Below are 18,211 nucleotides of genomic sequence, written 5' to 3'. Positions count from 1 at the left end.
TCAGCACCAGCCAGCTCAGCGTGATCCCGAGCGACAGCCCAAAGCCAGGCAAAACACTCGGCTGGCGAAATCGCCAGCGGCTCCCATTGCGTCGGTCCGTCAAATTCCAGTCACCTTTTCAGCCCTGCAACCGCAAACGGTCGCGCCATCCCCTCATCCAAACCGATCATCAAGTCGCCGGTTGGCCGGCTTGTCAGAGCGCCGGTGTATTTCGGCGCCAAACTAACAATTTCACGGGCTCCAACAACGCAAATTTTTGACGCTGGGACGGGTCACAAGGAAACTGATTTCGCTTTTGAGCCGCGTCGATGGAAACACTCTACTGCGAATATTGTTCCATGCCGGATTGTCGATCACGCGGGTGTAACTTTCAGACATGAAAATAAATACTATCGATTTTATAGATATTAGGCGTTCCTTGCTTCTCCGCCGTCTGTCGGTTGCGCATAGTCGGTCCAGAACCGGACCTGCCTGCAACGGGTCGTTGTAACTCCCGCATCGCCTTCGCAAGAGATTGATGTCATGGCAAAAACGCTCATCATTCCGGGATTGTTCGGGTCCGACGAGGGACACTGGCAACGCCATTGGTTGAGAGATCACCCGGATGCCGCTCTGGTCGAACAGGTCGATTGGAACCGGCCGAGGCTCGATGATTGGCGCGATGCTCTCGAACGCGAAATCCTCCGGCACGGAACCGTCGACCTGGTAGCCCACAGCCTCGGCTCGGTTCTTGTTGCCAACCTGGCGCGGCGTCCCCTGGCAAGACATGTGCGCAGCGCACTGCTTGTTGCGCCCTGCGACCTTGACCCCACCGACCGCCTGCATCCCGGCGCCATCGATTTCGGCGCGATGCCCGACCTGCCGCTCCCTTTTTCCAGCCTCGTCGTCGGCAGCCTCAACGATCCCTATATGCCTTTCGACCGCCTGCGGCACGTTTCGACACGATGGGGTAGCCGTCTCGTCGACCTTGGCTATGCCGGCCATATCAATATCGCCAGTGGCTTCGGCCGCTGGTCGCATGGCTATGATCTGTTGCGTGTGCTGAACGGCATCGCGCGCCGGGAGCCGGCGCCCGCGCAACCGATCGAACTTGAGGTGATGGACCGCTCACCCGTGCCGAGCGGCCTGGCCTGAAGCCTTGTGACGAGAGCCAGCCCGACGGGCTCTTCCACATGGCACTTGATGTTCAGATCGTTTCGCGCTCTAATAGCGCACTAACTTTATAGAGTATGCCGTTTAGGGATGACCATGCACCAAAGTGCCAGGCCAACCAGAACAACGGGTACGGGCTCGACCGCTGCCGCGGCGGGCGCTATGTTTTCCCGACCCCGCGACTATGTCGTATATCGAGACCTCGGTCGGCAATATTCACCATTCGGTCGGTGTCCGCGTTCCGAACCGAAACAGCCATGCATTTCAGACTTTGCCGGGGAGAACCGGCCATGGGAGAGTGCAGATGACTGTCCATGGATTGTTTGCGAAGGTCGCTCCCGAGGGGGCCGCTGCGAGAGCCAAACCGCACATCGCCATCATTGGCCGCGGCTTTTCCGGGGTGATGATGGCCATTGCGCTGATGAAGTCGGTGCGGACTGCGTTCCACGTCCACCTCTTCGATCCGCAGCCGACGATCAGCGGCGGGCAGGTGTTGGCCGCCGCCCAGAGTGGCGAGATCCTCAACAGCCGAGTGCGCGACCTTTCGGTCGCCGCCGGCCAGCCGGAGGATTTCAATGACTGGCTGTTGGCGAATGCCGAATTCCGCGCGGCCGTTTCCGCAGCCATTCCCGGCTTTCAGCAGATTTTCGTGCCGAAGAGCATCTTCAGCGACTACGTCTATCAGCGCTTTTCCGAAGCGCTGACCCGCCGGCCCGATATTTCAATGCAGCTTTCCTGTCAGGCGGTACTGGGGCTGCGCAAGCAATCCAATGGCCGCTTCCTGGTGGTGCAGGAGGAAGCAACGGTGGAGTGCGATGCCGTCGTGTTGGCCACCGGCTTCGGCCTTCGCCAGGGCGAGATGGAGATCGCCGAAGAGGAGAAGCCGCCGGTGCGCGCCCGCCGCCTCGTCGTGCCGCGTCATGCCGTCCTGCTCGGCAGCGGCGTTCGCGTCGTCGACCGCCTGCTGCAAGTGCGCGACAACGGCTTTGCCGGCGAGATCACCATTCTCTCCCGGCACGGCTTTCTGCCGCAGCCGCATACGCGTCTGGCGGCGGCGCCGACCTTTCCGGTCGAGCCGATGCCGATCCGGCTCGGCGATATCGTCCGCTTCGTCCGGCAGGCTTGCGCAGAGGCGGAAGCCGCCGGCCTTGGCTGGCAGGCGGCCATGAATGGCCTGCGCAGGCGCGCTCGCTCTCTCTGGCAATCTTTGCCTGAGGAGGAAAAGCACCGGTTCAACCGGCACCTCCGGTCGATTTATGACAGCCACCGCAACCGCCTGCCGGCGCCCCTGCACCTGCGGCTCCAGCAGGAGCTTGCCGGCGGGCAAACCACCATTCGGAAGGGCTGGGCGGGCAAGCGCCGTCCTGATGGCTTGATGGTGCGCTGGGCGGGTGAAAACGAGGAGACGTTGCTTTCCGCCGATCAGGTAATCGACTGTCGCTGCTCGGCGCCGGACCTTCGGGCACCGCTGATGCAGAGCCTTTTTGCCGGTGGCCTGGCGGAACCGGACGAGCTCAGTCTTGGGATTGCCGTCAGCCCGGCTGGCGAAGTTCTGGCCGGCGGGCAGTCGACGCGTAACCTCTATGCGATCGGACCGCTCGGCGTCGGCAGCCTGCCGGACATCGACCTTGTGCCCGAAATCGTGACGCAGACCTATGCGGCGGCGCGATTGATCGCCACCCGACATCGCGTGACGCTGAAGACCGGGTGACGACACCGGATCTCCCAAGGCGTCAGCGTCGTGTCGCCCACGGTACGAGCCATCGCTCGAGCAGGCGCGTCGTCATCTCGAAGACGAAAGCGACGGCCGCGATAACGACGATGCCGGCGATCACCACATCGGTCACCAGAAACTGGGCAGCAGACTGGATCATGAAGCCGAGGCCGCGTGTTGCCGCGACCAGTTCGGCCGCCACCAGCGTCGACCAGCCTGCGCCGAGCGCAATCCGTGTCCCGGTCAGGACCGAAGGCAGGGCGCTTGGCAGGATGACGTGGCGTAGCACCTGCAGACGCGACGCGCCAAAGGCGCGGGCCGCGTTGATGTGATCGCTCGAGGTGGATTTGACGCCGGTCGCCGTGGACAGAATGATCGGCGGCAACATTGCGAGCGCAATGACCGCGATCTTGGAGGCCTCGCCGATCCCCAGCCAGACGATCACCAGCGGCAAATAGGCAAGCGGCGGCAAGGGGCGCAGGAATTCCACGATCGGATCGAGGATGCCTTTCCCGAGCCGGCTTGTGCCGATGGCGATACCGGCCGGCACGCCGAGGAGGACTGCGACTGCAAGAGCCCCGAAAATCCGCAGAAGGCTGGCGCCCACATGCTGGGCGAGGGTCGCGTCGACGAAGCCTGTGACGGCAAGGCTTTGCAGAGCCTTGTAGACGGCGAGCGGCGAGGGCAGGAAGAGCGCCGAGACGAGACCGTGGCTGGAGGCAAGGCTCCAGAGGGCGAGCAACGCGACGATCGTCACCAGGGATATCCAGGCGAGCGGTAGCGGCGATCTCGTCGTGCCCCGTTCCGGTTGCTCGACGATGTCGCGCGGTTGATGCGTCGTCGGCGGCGCGCTTTCGATCGAGAGGCTCATGCGGCGATCCCTTCGTCTTCGGCATGGATGAGAGCGGTCAGTTCGTCATGCAAGTGCCGGAACGCAGGCGAACTGCGTATCTCGGCGAGCGGTGCACCGGCTAGAAGATCCCGACCGAACGTGGTTGCGATCTCGCTGGCAATGCGCCCGGGATTGGGCGCGAGCACAATGATCCGGGTCGCGAGCAGAAGCGCTTCCTCGATACTATGTGTGATCAGGAGCGCGCCGACGCCGCTCTTCTGCCAAACATCGAGAAGAAACCCCTGCATCCGGCTGCGCGTGAGTGCGTCGAGTGCGCCGAGCGGTTCATCCATCAGCAGGAACTTCGGGTCTGACGCGAGCGCCCTGGCGATACCGACCCGCTGGCGCATGCCGCCGGAGAGCTCCCAGACGTGTCGGTCCGCCGCATCGGGCAAACCGACCCGGTTGAGGAGGCTCCGCGCTCTCTCCAGCCGCTCCGGCCTCGCAATACCGCGCAGGTGAAGTGGAAAGGCGACATTGTCGAGAGCGGTCAGCCACGGATAGAGCGCATCGTCCTGGAAAACCACGGCCCGATCTGCACCGGGACCCGCAACTGGACGGCCATCGACGCAGACCTGACCGCTGCTTGCCGCCACGAAGCCAGCCGCCAGATTGAGAAGACTGGTCTTACCCGAGCCGGAGCGACCGATGACGACGACGAATTCGTCACGGGCGATCTTTAGATTGATAGAGGCGAGAACCGGTGTGGTCCTGTTGTCGGAAGCCGCGTAGCGCAGCGTGATATTTTCGAGCGAAAGAACGGACATCCTGCTGTTCCAGGCTGGGTGGCACCTCAACATGCTCGCCCAGCCATCTGGAAGGGCGAGCTATCGAACGGGCGGTCTCAGAACGAGAGCTTCGCTGCCTCCTGCGCCCATCGAGCGGAGACGTAGGACGTGTAATCCGGAAGCACCGCGGGAATCTTGCCCTGCTCAAGCAGGAAGGCCGAGGTCTCGGCGATGGCCTTGGCCGTCGCTCCGCCCAAGAGATCGGCACCTGCCTGCTCTTCAAGCGAAGGGAAATAGTAGCCCCTGAGCAGGTTCGGCACCTCCTCAGGCTTTGCACCGGTGAGGCGGGCGATCTTCTCCACCTGCGGCGAACCGGCGCTCCAGCTTTCCGGCTTTGCGCGGTAATCCGCATAGGCGTCGCCGGTCACCTTGACGAAGCCGGTCACGACATCCGGATGCTCCTCGGCAAACTTCTTGCTGACGATCCAGGCATCAAAGGTAGGACCTCCCCATTTCGCCACATCGCTCGAGGTCGCAAGCACGGTTGCGGTCTTCTTGATCTCGGAAAGCACCGGATCCCAGACATAGGCCCCGTCGATATCGCCGCGCTGCCAGGCAGCCGCGATTTCCGGGGGGCGAAGGTTGAGGATTTCGACCGACTTCGGATCGATGTTCCAGTGTTTCAGGGCCGTGAGCAGGCTGTAATGCGCCGTCGAAACGAAGGGGGTCGCGATCTTCTTGCCGGCAAGCTGCTCCGGCTTGTCGATGCCCTTGACGGCGAGGGCCTCGGCTTCGCCGATCAGTCCGACGACGAAGACGGTTTCGAGGGGGAGCTGCCGGCTGGCGGCCGCGGCGAGCGGCGACGAGCCGACATAGCCGATGTCGATCGACCCGGAGGCGAGCGCGGCGATCACGTCGGCGCCGCCATCAAACTTTTGCCAGGTGATCTTGGCTCCGGTGACTTTTTCGTAGGTGCCATCCGCTTGCTGCACCCGAGACGGCTCGACGATCGGTTGGTAACCGATCGTCAGCGTCGTTTCGGCGGCGAGAGCGGGGAAGGTGGCCTGGCTGGCCAGAAGCAGGGCCGCGCTTGCGGCAAGAAGGGTGCGTCTGCGGATCGTCATTGTGTGTTCCTCAACGGTTGGGTCCTGGCCCCGCTCCGGAGCCTCATCACAATGCTGATTAAAAAGGTGGATTTTATATAGATAATTTATTCCGCATTTCTCTGAACCGCAGTGGTCCCATTCCAAAATTGAGCGTTTCGGCGCAGCTTCGTGCGCCTGCCGGGGTCCCGCGGCGAAGCTAGAGATCAAGGCCGCCGTAGCGGCCGTTGTGGTAGACGATCGGCTCGCCGGAGCCCGCGCTGATCGCCACGACCCGGCCGAGGATGATGGCGTGGCTGTGGCGCTCGATGATTTCCTCGACCTCGCAGTCGATCGCGGCCAACGCGCCGCTCAATGCCGACGCGCCGCTTGCCAGCCGAACCCAGTCGGCTCCCTCATAGCGGGCAGGGCCCTTGGCTCCGTCAAGGCCGGAGAAGCGCTCCGCCACCCTCTGGTGCTCTCGCGAGAGGACGTTGACGCAGAAATGCCGGTAGCGCTGGATGATCGGCCAGGTCGAAGACGTCCGGTTGATATTGACGATCATGGTCGGCGGGTCCACCGACAGCGCCGTCGCCGAGGTGACGGTGGCACCCGTCCGGTCGTCCCCGATGCCGGCAGTGATCACGGAGACGCCCCCTGAGAAATTGCGCATCGCCGCCTTGAGGGCGAGCGCCGTGATCGGTTCGTAGCCGTTGCTGGTTGGAATACTTGCGTCGAATGCTGGAGATGCGGCGAGCGCGATCGTCATGGCCAGTCCCTCGAAAATTTCGCCTAATTCCCGATCGCAAACCGGCGATACGAGAAAAATTTTTCCTCGCATCGAAAATGATGGCCTGATTTTTGATTGTCAATAAATTTTATAGAGTTTATGCTTTTTATAATCGGCAAGGCGATCATGGCTGCCGAAAACGAGCTTGCGAGGAGGCATTTGCCGATGAACACTGCGCCCGTAAAAATCCCCGAAAAGATCAATGTTCTCTGGTTTCTGCCGACCCACGGCGACAGCCGCTATCTCGGCACCACACGTGGCGGCCGCAATATCGATATCAACTATCTGAAGCAGGTGGCTCAGGCGGCCGACTCGCTCGGCTATTACGGCGTTCTCATTCCGACGGGCCGCAGCTGCGAAGACAGCTGGGTCGTTGCCTCGGCGCTGGCGCCGCTCACGGAGAAACTGCGGTTTCTGATTGCGGTGCGGCCAGGGCTTCTATCACCGACGCTGGCGGCGCGCATGACGGCGACGCTCGACCGGCTCTCGAATGGGCGGCTTCTGATCAACGTAGTCACCGGCGGCGACCCGATCGAAAACAAGGGCGACGGTATCCACCTCTCGCACACGGAGCGCTACGAGGTGACCGAGGAATTCCTCAACATTTACAAGGCCGTGCTTCGCGGCGAAGAAGTCGATTTCAAGGGAAACCACTTCGATATCGAGGGCGGGAAGCTCCTGTTCCAGCCGGTGCAGAAGCCGCATCCGCCGCTCTATTTCGGCGGCTCCTCAGGCAAGGGCCAGGAAGTGGCGGCGCGCACGATCGACAAGTACCTGACCTGGGGAGAGCCTGTCGAAGACGTTGCCAGGAAGATTGCCGAAGTTCGCGCGCTCGCCGACGCCGAGGGCAGGGACGTGACCTTCGGCATCCGCCTTCATGTGATCGTGCGCGAAACCGCCAAGGAGGCATGGCAGGCGGCCGACGAACTGATACAATATGTCGATGACGACACGATTGCCGCCGCACAGAAGGTGTTCGAGCGTATGGATTCGGTTGGTCAGAGCCGCATGAGCCGCCTGCATGGCGGCCGACGGGACAAACTTGAAGTCGCTCCGAACCTCTGGGCCGGGGTCGGTCTGGTGCGTGGCGGCGCGGGCACGGCCCTTGTCGGCGACCCCGACCAGGTGAAGGCTCGCATGGAGGAATACCGCCAGGCGGGCATCGATAGTTTCATCCTGTCCGGCTATCCGCATCTGGAGGAGGCCTATCGTTTCGGTGAACTGGTGCTGCCGAACCTGCCGCTTGCCCATGCGGTTCCGGCCCGCGAAGCGTCGATCAACACCGGGCCGTTTGGCGAGACGATTGCCGGCGATCATCGTCCGAAACTGAAGGTTTCCCAATCGTGACAGGACCGGCGCGCCGAACCGTGATCGCAATCGTCGGCGGCGGCTTCACCGGGGCGGCGGTTGCTGCAAATCTCGCGCGGAACGCAGCAAGCGACGGCGCGACCATCATCGTCTTCGAGCCGCGGGCGCGCCTCGGCGCGGGCCTCGCCTATGACACGGACAATCCTGCGCACCGTATCAATGTGCCGGCCGCGCGCATGAGCCTGATCCCCGATGATCCCGACGATTTCCTCAACTGGATGGCGGCAAAAGGTGAACCGCGCGGCGATCCCGAGGCTCTGGCGGTCGATGGCAATCTCTATCCGCGCCGAGCGGTCTTTGGTCGCTACGTCTGCGAGTTCGTCGCGCCGTTCCTGAAAAGTGGAAAGGTCGAGCATCGGCGCGAACGTGTCGCGCATATCGATCGTCACGGGGATCGTTGGCGGCTGAGCAGTTCAGCCGGCACCGAACTGCTGGCCGATATCGTCGTTATCGCCACCACCCATCCGGCGCCCTGTGCCCCGCGGCGCCTGGATCAGGCGCTTGACGGCCACCCGCGCTATGTGGCGGATTCCACGGTCGCAGGTGCCCTGGCCTGCATCCGCGCCGATGATCACGTCCTTGTCGTCGGAAACGGGCTGACGGCAGCCGACGTGATTGCCTCGCTGGGGCTCGCCGATCATCGCGGGCCGGTCGTCGCCCTTTCACGCCGGGGCTTGCGGTCACGCGGCCATGCCGGAGTGCCCCAGGAGCCGTTCGGCGATTTCACCAGCGACCCGGTGCGAACCGCGCTCGAATTGCTGAAGCGCGTCCGACGTGCCGTGCAGGACGCGGCCGATATCGGCACGAGCTGGCATGGGGTTTTCGACGCGCTTCGCAGCCAGGGTGGCCAGATCTGGCGGGCGCTGCCGGTGGCGGAGCGCCGCCGCCTCGTGCGCCATCTGCGTCCCTTCTGGGACGTTCACCGTTTTCGCGTGGCGCCGCAGATCGATGGAACGATCCTGCATGGGCTGGAGCAAGGGCGGCTCCGAATCCTCGGCGCTTCGATCGAGGAGGTGGAGAGACGCGGTCATGTCATCGCCGTCGATATCCGTCACCGACACACCGGTCACCGGGAGCGCCTGCTGTTCGATGCCTGTGTGGTGACGACCGGCCCGGCTCATACCGGCATTCTCTCGAGTCAGGCCTGGCTTGCAGACCTTGCTTCACAGGGATGGCTACGTCTGGATGACGTGGGCTTGGGCCTCGCCTGCGACGAGGCAAGCCGCGCGATCGGGGTGAACGGCACGGCTGAGCCATCGCTCATCGTTGCCGGACCGCTGGCGCGCGGTACCTTCGGGGAGCTCATGGGCCTGCCACAGGTCAACGATCAAGCGATTTTCGTCGCCGAAGAGATTGCAGGCATGCTGCTGAAGCCTGAGCGAAGCGGCCGACGTGTCGCTTCCGTGGCAAAAATTCAGCAGAGGCCGGTAACGACCGTTCGCGGCGCCGCTAGCCGTTGACCGGCGTGGTTTCACCATCGAGACGCAGCGACCAGTCCTCGACCGTGCGCGTCTGCAGGCGCTTGGTCGCATAGTCCCGCCAGCTGGATGGAAGAATGGCAAGATTGGCGATCTCTTCAAGCGCGTGGCGATTGAGCGTATCGACGTAGAGAAAGTGCCAGAGCCGGGCGATCGTCCACTCGGGATGACGGCGCTCGACGAGGTGCAATCGGTCGCCGGCCGAAACCAGTCCGGCTTCGATGACGCGATAGTACCAGCCGGTGCGGCCGGATTGCTGAAGGCGCCGCGCCATGTCGGGCAAGTCGAAGCGGCGGTTCAATTTCCAGCAGGGCTGCCGGCCCTGGCTCACTTCCAGAAGGGCGCCGCCGAGGCGAAACCGATCTCCGACCGCGACATCGCCCTCCGTCAGCCCCAGGGTCGAGAGATTTTCGCCGAAGGCGCCCGGCTGTTTTAACAGCGGTATGGAGCCGATCTCGTCCGTCCAGGCCCGATAATGATCCCGGGGGTAGTGATGCACCGCCTTGTCGACACCGCCGTGCCTTTTGAGATCGCCCTGATGATCGCCGGAAAAGCCGGCGGCACAGAGCTCAACGGCGCCGTCCAGCGGATGTTTGTCGATGCCGCTCAGCGTCCCCCGATCGTCGATCGGCGCGAGGCTGCCGACGAGCAAGGCGTCGAGGGAGATCGGCTGCCGATCAATCATCGATCTGCTCCAGCCAATCGCCAATCATCGCTGCGGCGGCGCGCTCCAGACTGGGGCCGAAGCGCTGGGCATCGGCACGAAGATCCGGCACGCTCAATCCTGCCGCCGCCAGTTCGCAGGCATGGCCGACCAGCCAGCGTTCGAAGGCAGCACCCGTTTCAGCCTCAGGATGAAACTGCAGGCCGAGGATCTTGCGCCCGCGCATGAAGGCCTGCTGTGCGATCTGCTGCGTCGACGCCAGCAAGTCAGCGCCGGGCGGCAGGTCATAGGTATCGCCATGCCAGTGCAACACGGAAACGTCGGCGAGATGACGGAGAGGTGAGGCGAGGCCTGAAGCAGAGAGGCTCAGCGGTGAGAAACCGATCTCCTTGATGCCGGACGAATAGACGCGAGCGCCGAGCGCCCGAGCGATCAGTTGCGCACCCAGGCAAATGCCAAGCGTTGGCCGATCTGCGGAAAGACGCGCTTGCAGCATCGCGATCTCTTTTGCGACGTAGGGGTAGGCCGCCTCCTCATAGACGCCGATCGGGCCGCCGAGCACGACGAGAAGATCCGGCTCGATCGGATCGAACGAAAGATAGTCTGCATCGCCGACATCTCGATACTCGATGGCAAACCCCGCCGCATGCAGCGGATCCGCAAAGGTGCCAAGGTCTTCGAAATGCACATGCCGCACGGCGACGGCCTTCCTTGCAGTCATCATCCGTCTCCTCTAGCGGCGTCCATCATGCGTGTTGGGGACCGTGCAGCCGTCGCTCTTGCACCCGAGCGCTTCCGGACCAGCGGCAGAGAAGTCCGGGATCGGGGTCGCGAGCAGCGTGGCGAGGCGCGCGCCGATGACCATGTCGTCTTCGATCCCGAAGTGATGGTGTTCAACGTGACCGTCACGGCCGATGATGATCGCAGTTGGCGTGCCGCGCATACCGTAGCGCTCCATCGTCTTCGGGATCGGCCCGTCATCCGATGGCAGATCGACGGCGATCGGGAACGTCAGCCGGTATTCGTGAATGAAGGCCTTGAGCGCGTCCGGCGTCATGACCGCGTGATGCTCGAACACCGAATGCAGGCCGATGACCTGCAGGTCGGTCTCGCGAAAGACGGTCTGGACGCGCTGAGTCTGCGGCAGGCCGTGCGATACACAGGCGGGGCAGAGCATCTGAAAGGCATGGAGGAAAACGACCCGGCCGCGCAGCCGTTCGAGGCTGAAAGGCGCAGGCGTATTGAACCAGGTCGAAACGGCGAGTTCCGGGGCGGCGATCCGATAGTTGCTGTTCATTGTCATCTCCGGAGATGGCCGGACGGGCGCTGCCGTCCGGCCGCCTTGTCAGGCCGCTTCGCGAACGAGCTTCACACCGGGGAAATCGACCGGTACGGCAAGCGCGACGTTGATGTAGTTCGTGAAGAGATTGAGCGCGACATGGGCGATGATCTCGACGACATCCTGATCGTCGTAACCGGCATCACGCAGCGCCCGCACTTCGGCATCAGTGATCTGGCCGCGTGCTTCGACGAGTTTTTGGGCGAAGGTCAACGCCGCCGCCGTCTTCGGGTCGGACGACTTGCCCCGTTGCGCATTCGCCATTTCTTCCGCGGTCGCCCCGGCCTTGCGGCCAAGCGCGGTATGGGCGGCCAGGCAATAGTGGCAATCGTTGCGGTCGGCGACGGCAACGGCGATCTGCTCGCCGAGCTTGGCGCCGAGACGGCCGTTTCCGAGCGCGCCGAAAGAACCCCACATGCTGGCAAGGGCAGCCGGCGAGTTGGCGACCGCCCGGAACATGTTGGGGGCGATGCCGAAGGCGGAGCGGATCTCGCCAAGCAACTCGCCACTGGCGCCGGTTGCCGAATTGGGGTCAACTAGATTAATTCTGCTCATGGTTTTCTCTTTCTATTTGCGTGGAGGGAGAAAATTGCCGGTCCGCCGATGGCAGTCGTCGGACCGGCGCCGACATCATCGGCACCCGCTCGCGGTACTGAGAACGGTGCTCGCGGGCTCCGATGTTGAAGCTGGTGGCGAGAGCATGGCCGCTCGCTCGGTCTTGCGCCCGGCTCGGCTGCCGGCGCGTGTGTTTCCTTTCATTCTCATTTCAGGCCGCGCCGCGGTTGAAAACCCGCCAGGCAGCGTCCCGGTCCGCATCGTCGGCGCTTTCAAATTCACCGCAGTCAACGCGCAACTCCGCCGGCCCGAATGCGGCATCGACGAAGGCGCAATGGTGCGGTGCCTTCGGATCGTCGTAGACATGGGGGCGGAAGTAGCGACAGTTGACGCACATGCGCTGTTCCGGAATGGCGCCAGCCGACTGCAGGCGGCGGATGATCCTGACGAGGTGTATCAACAGGTCCTGCTGCTCGAGCTTGGAGAGGCTCGCGATGGCGTCCTGCGTGGCCGATGCCAGTTGACCGGCCTGGCGAACCGCAGCTTCGCCCTGCAGCGTCGCCGCGACTGAAAGGGCCCGCGCGTCGTTGGGGTCGGCCCGTTTCTCGACGAGCCCCTTGCGCAGGAGCGCGTTGACCGAATCCGTCGTGGTCGGCTGGCTGACGCCGAGATAGGCGGCGATCTGCTTGACGCGCATACCGCTTCGGTCGCGGGCGACGAGAAAGGTGAGTATTTGCAATTGCGTCGGATTGAGGCCGATCGCCTCGGCGGTCGTCCAAGCCTCGCTGCGCATGGCCGTTGCCACGCGCGATAGCCCGTCACCAATCCGGTCGACCAAGGTGGGTGTATTACCAGGTTCGTTGCTCATGGCGTCATTTGTATAGGAATCCTATGTATTGTCAATGAGCGTTGGAAAAGCGCCGCGAATTTGACGCGCATCAAAGTAGAGGGGGGATCGCGGGCCTATTTCTCTGTTCGAACAACCCGAGCACGGGCTGGTCGCTCAAATGGAGAAGACGATGTTGAATGCAATCAAGAGCGGATTGGGTATCGCCATCGCGGCAATGCTTGTCGCAGCACCTGCAGCCGCCGCAGACTTCGAAGTGCACATGCTGAACAAGGGCAAGGACGGTGCGATGGTGTTCGAGCCGACATCGCTGAAAGTTGCGCCCGGTGACACGGTCACCTTCATCCCCACCGACAAGGGGCACAATGTCGAATCCATCAAGGGCATGATCCCGGATGGCGCCGAGGTTTTCAAAAGCAAGATCAATGAAAACTACAAGGTGACTTTCACCGCTCCCGGGGTCTACGCCGTCAAATGCACGCCGCACTACGGCATGGGCATGGTCGGCGTTGTCCAGGTTGGCGACGCTCCTGCCAACCTCGACGCCGTGAAGGCTGCCAAGAACCCGAAGAAGGCGCAGGAGCGCCTGGATGCCGCCCTGGCGGCGCTCGGAAACTAAGCGTCCGGCTACGCTTCGGAGCGGGGTGGGGACAGGCCGCTCCTGGCGACCGCGCACTGGGTGAGGCGCGGCGCCATCATGCGGAACCAATGCGAAGGCTTCGCGTTGGTTCCGCATGGATCAGATCACCGCCGAATTGTTCCCGCCTTCACAGATTCCCTATCCCGTCATATTTGCGCGCATCCTCGGTGCGCTGTTTTTAGGTGCCGTCATCGGCTTCGAGCGCGAGGCAAAGGCGCGGCCGGCGGGGCTCAAGACCCATATGCTCGTCTGCCTTGCAGCCTGCACCTTCGGCATCATCTCGCTCGAAAGCGTCCGTCTCGGAGGTTTCTTCGACGATCGCGTCCGCCTCGATCCGTTGCGGGTTGTGGAAGCGGTGACGGCGGGCGTCGCCTTTCTCGCCGCCGGCACCATCGTGCTTTCCAGGGGGGAAGTTCAGGGGATAACGACCGGCGCCAGCCTCTGGCTCGCGGGGGCCATCGGTCTTGCGGTGGGCTTCGGTCAATGGGTCGTCGGTGGCCTTGCGGTTGCCTCCGCTTTCTCTGTCCTCTTCGTCATCGGCTCCATCGAGGCGCGGGCCATGCCCCACCAAAAGCCGGACGTCGAACCACAGGACGAGGCGAGCAATACCCACGCCAGGCGTTAGGGTTGACCCTCACGTGATATGATCGAGCGCCCGGCCATCTAAAAAAGTTATCAATTTGCATGAGTTAACGACGCTACTATTTTGATTTTTATATTTATTATTGCTTGCTATACGGGATCTCTTTCCCAGCTCATTCTCGTGAAATCTCAGACCGGCAGAGCGTTGTGCAGGGAAAGATTCTGGCGGGCTGGAAGCGTACTGCTTCTCGTCCGCATGGCAGCGATCGGTCTCTCCGATAAATGGAATATATCTATGAAAACAAGATATTGTGCGATTTATCTCATCTAATTGGTGGGACGATAGCCGAACAAACAGCGTCGCTCGTCGACGGTTTGAGCACACCGCGCTCCTGGTCGATGGCGGATCGCACCAAATCTGTTCGGCAATTCCTGTCGGAACCGCTAAAGTCGACAGACGCAACTAGGAAGGTTCGATGGACTCTACCGGTTCCTTTGCTGCTAAATTGCTATCGGCGACGCTGTTGTTCGACCAGACGTCTTTGTCCGCTTTGGAGGCTCTGGCCGCCAACTCCGATCGCAGGATCTTGCGCCGCGGCGAGATTCTCGTTCGTGAGGGAGACCGCTCGGACCGCTTCTTCGTCGTTCTGTCGGGCCGCTTCACGGTGCACCGCGAGGGAGCTGCCCAGCCCGTCGCCGAGATCGGCCAGGGCGAGCTTGTCGGTGAGGTCGGCTTCTTTGCCGCGCTGCCCCGCATTGCCACCGTGATTGCAGCGCGTGATTCCATAGTACTCGAGATTCGCGACGACCAGTTCGAGAGGGCTGCCAAGGCGTTGCCCAGCCTGCGCCAGTCGGTGACGACGTTTCTCGCGCGCCGGTTCGCCATGCAGTCTCCAGCGGCGGCGCAGACCAAGCAGCCCTGCAGGCTCCGGACGCTGGCGATCGTTCCTGCGGGCCGCAGTCGTATTTCCCCTGATTTCATCGCACAGCTCCGCACCGCATTTGCTGCGGACAACCGGGCCGTGTTCCTGACCCGAAGAGTTCTCGAAGACCGCTTCGCCAAGCTTCCGATCGACGATCAGCCGGTGCTCGACTGGCTGAACCATCTCGAGATCAAGGCGGATATCATCGTTTATGTCGCCGATGACGAGCCAAGCGACTGGACGCGTGTGTGCATCCGCCAGGCCGACAACGTCCTGCTGTTTGCCGATGCATCAGACCCGCCGGGCCTAAGCCCCTGCGAGGCGTTAGCGCTCTCGGTCCATACGCCGTCCAACCTTCGGCTCGTGCTCGTTCACCGGACGCGCGCGGCAACGGTTTCCGGAACCGCCGCCTGGCTCGACGCACGGCCCGGCGTTCGCCAGCATCACCACGTTTCGCTGGAAGATCGGTTAGATGTCGAACGTCTGGCCCGTTTCCTCTCAGGTGAGGCCAGGGGCTTTGTCGCCGCCGGCGGGGGCTCGCTCGGCTGCGCGCATATCGGTGTCTACAAGGCATTCGTCGAGGCGGGTGCGTCCTTCGACTATCTTGGCGGTACCAGTTCCGGAGCCGCTATCATGGCTGGCTTCGCCAGTGGATTGGACGCCGACGCCATCGATCGGGGAACACATCTCATCTTCGTCAAGAGCCGCGCGTTTCGTCGCCTCACCTTGCCGCAATATGCGCTGCTCGATCACAAGGTGCTCGACCGCACGCTGCACGCGGAATATGGCGACGTTCTGATCGAGGACCTCTGGCTTCCGTTCTTCGCTCTATCGACCAATCTCAGCAGCCGGCAGGCGCATGTCCATCGCCGGGGAAAACTTTGGCAGGCTGTCAGGGCGTCAGGCTCGATCCCCGGCGTCCTGCCGCCGTTCTTTACGGCCGAAGGCGATATGCTTGTCGATGGCGCCATCATGAACAATCTGCCGCTGGAGCAGATGAAAGAACTCAAAACCGGCCCCAATGTGGTCGCGAGCCTGGGGTCCGACGGACCACGGAAACATCATATCGACTATGACAGCATCCCGGGAGCGTCCGAATTGGCGGTGCGGATGCTCACACCCTTCGGTCGTGCCAATCTGCCGAAGGTCCCGAGCGTGATTCAGGTGATTACGGCGAGCGTGCTGGCACACAGGCCGGAAGAAGTCATGCTCGGTGAACGCGACCTGCTCGTCTCCCCGCCAATTTCGAGCGCAATCGGGTTCATGGACTGGAGCCGGCATTCCGAGCTCTACGTCGAAGCTCACGACTGGACGAAACGATGGATCGAGGACCGCCTCAGCGAGAGCGACCCGAAGCTCCTACAGATACTTGGCATTCCGTCTGGGCACGAGCTGTCGCAGACAATTGGTAGCAGGGGCGTATTTGGTGGTTGAAAATGTGGCGGTGAAACGTGATTGTCCCCGGAGTTCCGGGTGAATATCATCGCTCATTCCGAATTGTCACCGTCCTCTTGCGGTTGTAGTATTTTAGGATAGCCTTGTGGGGGATTAGCCCGCATCGGCTATTCCGTTTGGTGGTGAGAAAGATCAATAAATAGAGAGCCCTCGTACAGGCAGCGGCTCGAATTCGAAAATGCTTCGTCCCCGGATTGGTATGCCGATCGGGTTCCCTTGGATGTACCTGCGGGACGTCTTTGGCATACGGCGCACGGCAAGCGTGTGCCCCGCCACAGTGTTCCCATTTGCTTGAAGTGGATCGACACGATGCCTGAGAAAAAAGATCTAGACCCGACCGCAAAACCCTTAAGCGCCCAGGATCTGAGAAAGCAGATGCTCCAGCGCGAAATGGAGGAGATGGACAAGGAGCGGCGGCTGAAAGCCCTCGAAGAACAGAAGCATGCCGACTTTGCCGCTGATTTTCTCAAAGAACATGTGACGGAAGAGGAAATTGGTATCGTCCGCCGCCTTGTCACAAACGCCGTCAAGGCCGGTAAATTCGAGGCGTTGGTCTATAGCTTCCCCTCCGAGCTTTGCACGGATAGCGGACGCGCCATCAACAGCGCTGACCGTGACTGGCCGCAGACCCTGCAGGGCAAGGCGAAGGAATTTTTCGATCGCTATCAGACATACGGCAAGCCGCAGGGCTATAAGCTGAAGGCGATGATCATCAACTTTCCGGGCGGTGTGCCCGGCGATGTCGGGTTCTTCCTGAACTGGGCTCCGGACAAGGCCTAGGCGCGACCATACCCGGTGTCGAATGACGCGCCGGCATCGGTGGTTCCGCATTCCTACTATCAGGGAACGCTCAACCGTTTCTGTAAGCCCGCGCCAGAAGGCGCGGGCTTATCAGCCTTAGAAGACGTCAGGTACGGTTCTGCGAACGTGATCGTCGTCTGCGAAGCCGGCCGGTCGCTTCTGGCGCTTGCCGAGGTCCGGTTCGGAAAACTTCACGCGCTCATAGGGGATCGAGGCGAGAATATGCGAGATGCAATTGATCCGCGCCCGCTTCTTGTCGTCTGACGGTACGATCCACCAAGGCGCATACTCAGTGTCCGTCATGCGGATCATCTCGTTATAGGCCCGGGTGTAGTCCCACCAGCGCTGATAGGATTCGACATCCATGGGGCTGAGCTTCCACTGGCGCAACGGGTCGGCGATGCGCTGGCGGAACCGGCGCTCCTGTTCCTTTTCGCTGACATCGAGGAAGTATTTCAGCAGGACGATGCCGCTTTCGACCATTGCCGCTTCGAAGCGCGGTGCGAGTTCGAGGAAACGCCGCGCGCTGTCATCCGAACAGAAGCCCATGACGCGTTCCACGCCCGGGCGGTTGTACCAGGACCGGTCGAAAATCACCACTTCGCCGGCCGCCGGCAGGTGTTGAATGTAGCGTTGCATGTAGATCTGGGATTTTTCCCGCTCCGTGGGGGCGGGCAGAGCCGTGACCCGGAAGACACGGGGGCTGACGCGCTCGGTAAGCCGCCTGATCACGCCGCCCTTGCCTGCGGCATCGCGTCCTTCGAAGACGATGACGATGCGGGCGCCGGTCTTTTTCACCCAGGCCTGCAGGTGTGCGATCTCCTCCTGCAGTCGGGCGATCTCCTTGGCGTAGCCGCCGGATGGTCGCTCCTCTGATACCGCAGCTACGGCAGCCTTGTCTGGGCCGCTCTTGTCCTTATTCTTTTTCTTGCCTTCGTGCTTTCCCATCGTTCCCTCCCGTTTCGATACTGTGCGCTGTTTTCATGGCGTTGGGGTTCACAGCGATTTCTCCGTCCGCGGCCGCGCCTTCTCCGTACCGCGCCTCGTAAGCGTCGAGCGCGTCCTCCATGCCCTCGAAGATCATGCTCGGCCCAATTCTTTCGATGATGCCGGCCCGGTCGAGGAGGGCGCGGGCGTCGGTGTGCAACTCGGCCAGACCGAGGGCAATGTCGCGCACCCTCAGTTCGTCGGCCAGATCCCC

At 62.3% G+C, this 18,211-nt stretch carries 19 protein-coding genes and 1 pseudogene; 9 read left to right on the top strand and 11 right to left on the bottom strand.

What is annotated here, in order from left to right; all coding sequences use genetic code 11:
• The 3 genes from AC3WWH_RS33945 to AC3WWH_RS33935 all read left to right on the top strand — a co-directional run.
• On the top strand, positions 1–260 hold a 260-nt coding region (locus tag AC3WWH_RS33945; RefSeq protein ID WP_492377592.1), incomplete at its 5' end, for a hypothetical protein.
• A 262-nt stretch (positions 261–522) separates the two neighbouring features.
• Entirely contained in the window at positions 523–1,134 is a 612-nt protein-coding gene (locus tag AC3WWH_RS33940; protein ID WP_492377591.1) for an RBBP9/YdeN family alpha/beta hydrolase, read from the top strand.
• A gap of 322 nt (positions 1,135–1,456) precedes the next feature.
• A complete protein-coding gene (locus AC3WWH_RS33935; protein WP_058325170.1) occupies positions 1,457–2,863 on the top strand; it encodes an FAD/NAD(P)-binding protein in 1,407 nt (468 codons plus the stop codon).
• Positions 2,864–2,885: 22 nt separating this feature from the next.
• On the opposite strand, the gene AC3WWH_RS33930 is transcribed toward AC3WWH_RS33935, so the two are convergent.
• The 4 genes from AC3WWH_RS33930 to AC3WWH_RS33915 form a co-directional block, all read right to left on the bottom strand.
• The gene (locus AC3WWH_RS33930; protein WP_113399334.1) at positions 2,886–3,737 is read right to left on the bottom strand and encodes an ABC transporter permease subunit; all 852 of its coding nucleotides are present in this window, start codon (positions 3,735–3,737) and stop codon (positions 2,886–2,888) included.
• Positions 3,734–4,525: a taurine ABC transporter ATP-binding protein gene (locus tag AC3WWH_RS33925; RefSeq protein WP_058325171.1), complete on the bottom strand. Its 792-nt coding sequence runs from the start codon at positions 4,523–4,525 to the stop codon at positions 3,734–3,736. The genes AC3WWH_RS33930 and AC3WWH_RS33925 overlap by 4 nt, the downstream gene beginning before the upstream one ends.
• Before the next feature lie 77 nt (positions 4,526–4,602).
• Positions 4,603–5,610 carry a taurine ABC transporter substrate-binding protein gene (gene tauA, locus AC3WWH_RS33920; protein ID WP_492377590.1) on the bottom strand — a complete coding sequence of 336 codons (1,008 nt, stop codon included), beginning with the start codon at positions 5,608–5,610 and terminating at the stop codon, positions 4,603–4,605.
• Positions 5,611–5,788: 178 nt separating this feature from the next.
• The gene (locus AC3WWH_RS33915; protein WP_082641240.1) at positions 5,789–6,337 is read right to left on the bottom strand and encodes a flavin reductase family protein; all 549 of its coding nucleotides are present in this window, start codon (positions 6,335–6,337) and stop codon (positions 5,789–5,791) included.
• A gap of 186 nt (positions 6,338–6,523) precedes the next feature.
• On the opposite strand from AC3WWH_RS33915, the gene ssuD reads away from it, so the two are divergent.
• Both ssuD and AC3WWH_RS33905 read left to right on the top strand, forming a co-directional pair.
• The gene (gene ssuD, locus AC3WWH_RS33910) at positions 6,524–7,705 is read left to right on the top strand and encodes an FMNH2-dependent alkanesulfonate monooxygenase (RefSeq protein WP_058325181.1); all 1,182 of its coding nucleotides are present in this window, start codon (positions 6,524–6,526) and stop codon (positions 7,703–7,705) included.
• A gap of 20 nt (positions 7,706–7,725) precedes the next feature.
• Entirely contained in the window at positions 7,726–9,186 is a 1,461-nt protein-coding gene (locus tag AC3WWH_RS33905; RefSeq protein WP_245299316.1) for an FAD/NAD(P)-binding protein, read from the top strand.
• Here AC3WWH_RS33905 and AC3WWH_RS33900 read toward each other — a convergent pair.
• The 5 genes from AC3WWH_RS33900 to AC3WWH_RS33880 form a co-directional block, all read right to left on the bottom strand.
• A complete protein-coding gene (locus AC3WWH_RS33900) occupies positions 9,176–9,889 on the bottom strand; it encodes an MOSC domain-containing protein (protein WP_058325173.1) in 714 nt (237 codons plus the stop codon). The genes AC3WWH_RS33905 and AC3WWH_RS33900 overlap by 11 nt on opposite strands.
• Entirely contained in the window at positions 9,882–10,589 is a 708-nt protein-coding gene (locus AC3WWH_RS33895) for a glutamine amidotransferase (protein ID WP_058325174.1), read from the bottom strand. The genes AC3WWH_RS33900 and AC3WWH_RS33895 overlap by 8 nt, the downstream gene beginning before the upstream one ends.
• A gap of 12 nt (positions 10,590–10,601) precedes the next feature.
• The gene (locus AC3WWH_RS33890) at positions 10,602–11,165 is read right to left on the bottom strand and encodes a peroxiredoxin family protein (protein ID WP_082641242.1); all 564 of its coding nucleotides are present in this window, start codon (positions 11,163–11,165) and stop codon (positions 10,602–10,604) included.
• Between the two features lie 48 nt (positions 11,166–11,213).
• A complete protein-coding gene (locus AC3WWH_RS33885) occupies positions 11,214–11,762 on the bottom strand; it encodes a carboxymuconolactone decarboxylase family protein (protein WP_058325175.1) in 549 nt (182 codons plus the stop codon).
• A gap of 211 nt (positions 11,763–11,973) precedes the next feature.
• Positions 11,974–12,630 (bottom strand): MarR family winged helix-turn-helix transcriptional regulator, encoded by a 657-nt coding sequence (locus tag AC3WWH_RS33880; protein ID WP_058325176.1) that lies wholly within the window; start codon positions 12,628–12,630, stop codon positions 11,974–11,976.
• A 151-nt stretch (positions 12,631–12,781) separates the two neighbouring features.
• Between AC3WWH_RS33880 and AC3WWH_RS33875 the strand changes: the two genes are divergently transcribed.
• The 4 genes from AC3WWH_RS33875 to AC3WWH_RS33860 all read left to right on the top strand — a co-directional run bounded on the left by AC3WWH_RS33875 (position 12,782) and on the right by AC3WWH_RS33860 (position 16,989).
• The gene (locus AC3WWH_RS33875) at positions 12,782–13,228 is read left to right on the top strand and encodes a pseudoazurin (protein ID WP_082641243.1); all 447 of its coding nucleotides are present in this window, start codon (positions 12,782–12,784) and stop codon (positions 13,226–13,228) included.
• Between the two features lie 115 nt (positions 13,229–13,343).
• A complete protein-coding gene (locus AC3WWH_RS33870; protein ID WP_058325177.1) occupies positions 13,344–13,874 on the top strand; it encodes an MgtC/SapB family protein in 531 nt (176 codons plus the stop codon).
• 433 nt (positions 13,875–14,307) lie between these two features.
• Complete coding sequence (locus AC3WWH_RS33865; RefSeq protein WP_058325178.1) at positions 14,308–16,188, top strand: patatin-like phospholipase family protein; 1,881 nt, start codon at positions 14,308–14,310, stop codon at positions 16,186–16,188.
• Positions 16,189–16,518: 330 nt separating this feature from the next.
• Entirely contained in the window at positions 16,519–16,989 is a 471-nt protein-coding gene (locus AC3WWH_RS33860; protein ID WP_057252140.1) for a hypothetical protein, read from the top strand.
• Positions 16,990–17,106: 117 nt separating this feature from the next.
• On the opposite strand, the gene ppk2 is transcribed toward AC3WWH_RS33860, so the two are convergent.
• On the bottom strand, positions 17,107–17,958 hold the full coding sequence (gene ppk2 / locus AC3WWH_RS33855; RefSeq protein ID WP_492377589.1) for a polyphosphate kinase 2: 852 nt from the start codon (positions 17,956–17,958) through the stop codon (positions 17,107–17,109).
• Positions 17,927–18,211: pseudogene (locus tag AC3WWH_RS33850) on the bottom strand (hypothetical protein); the annotation flags it as partial. The pseudogene AC3WWH_RS33850 and the gene ppk2, both read right to left, overlap by 32 nt.

The sequence above is a fragment of the Ensifer sp. EB106-03-01-XG145 genome (assembly GCF_058792075.1).
Note: the sequence above shows the minus strand (reverse complement) of the source record. Positions and strands in the feature narration are given on the sequence as shown.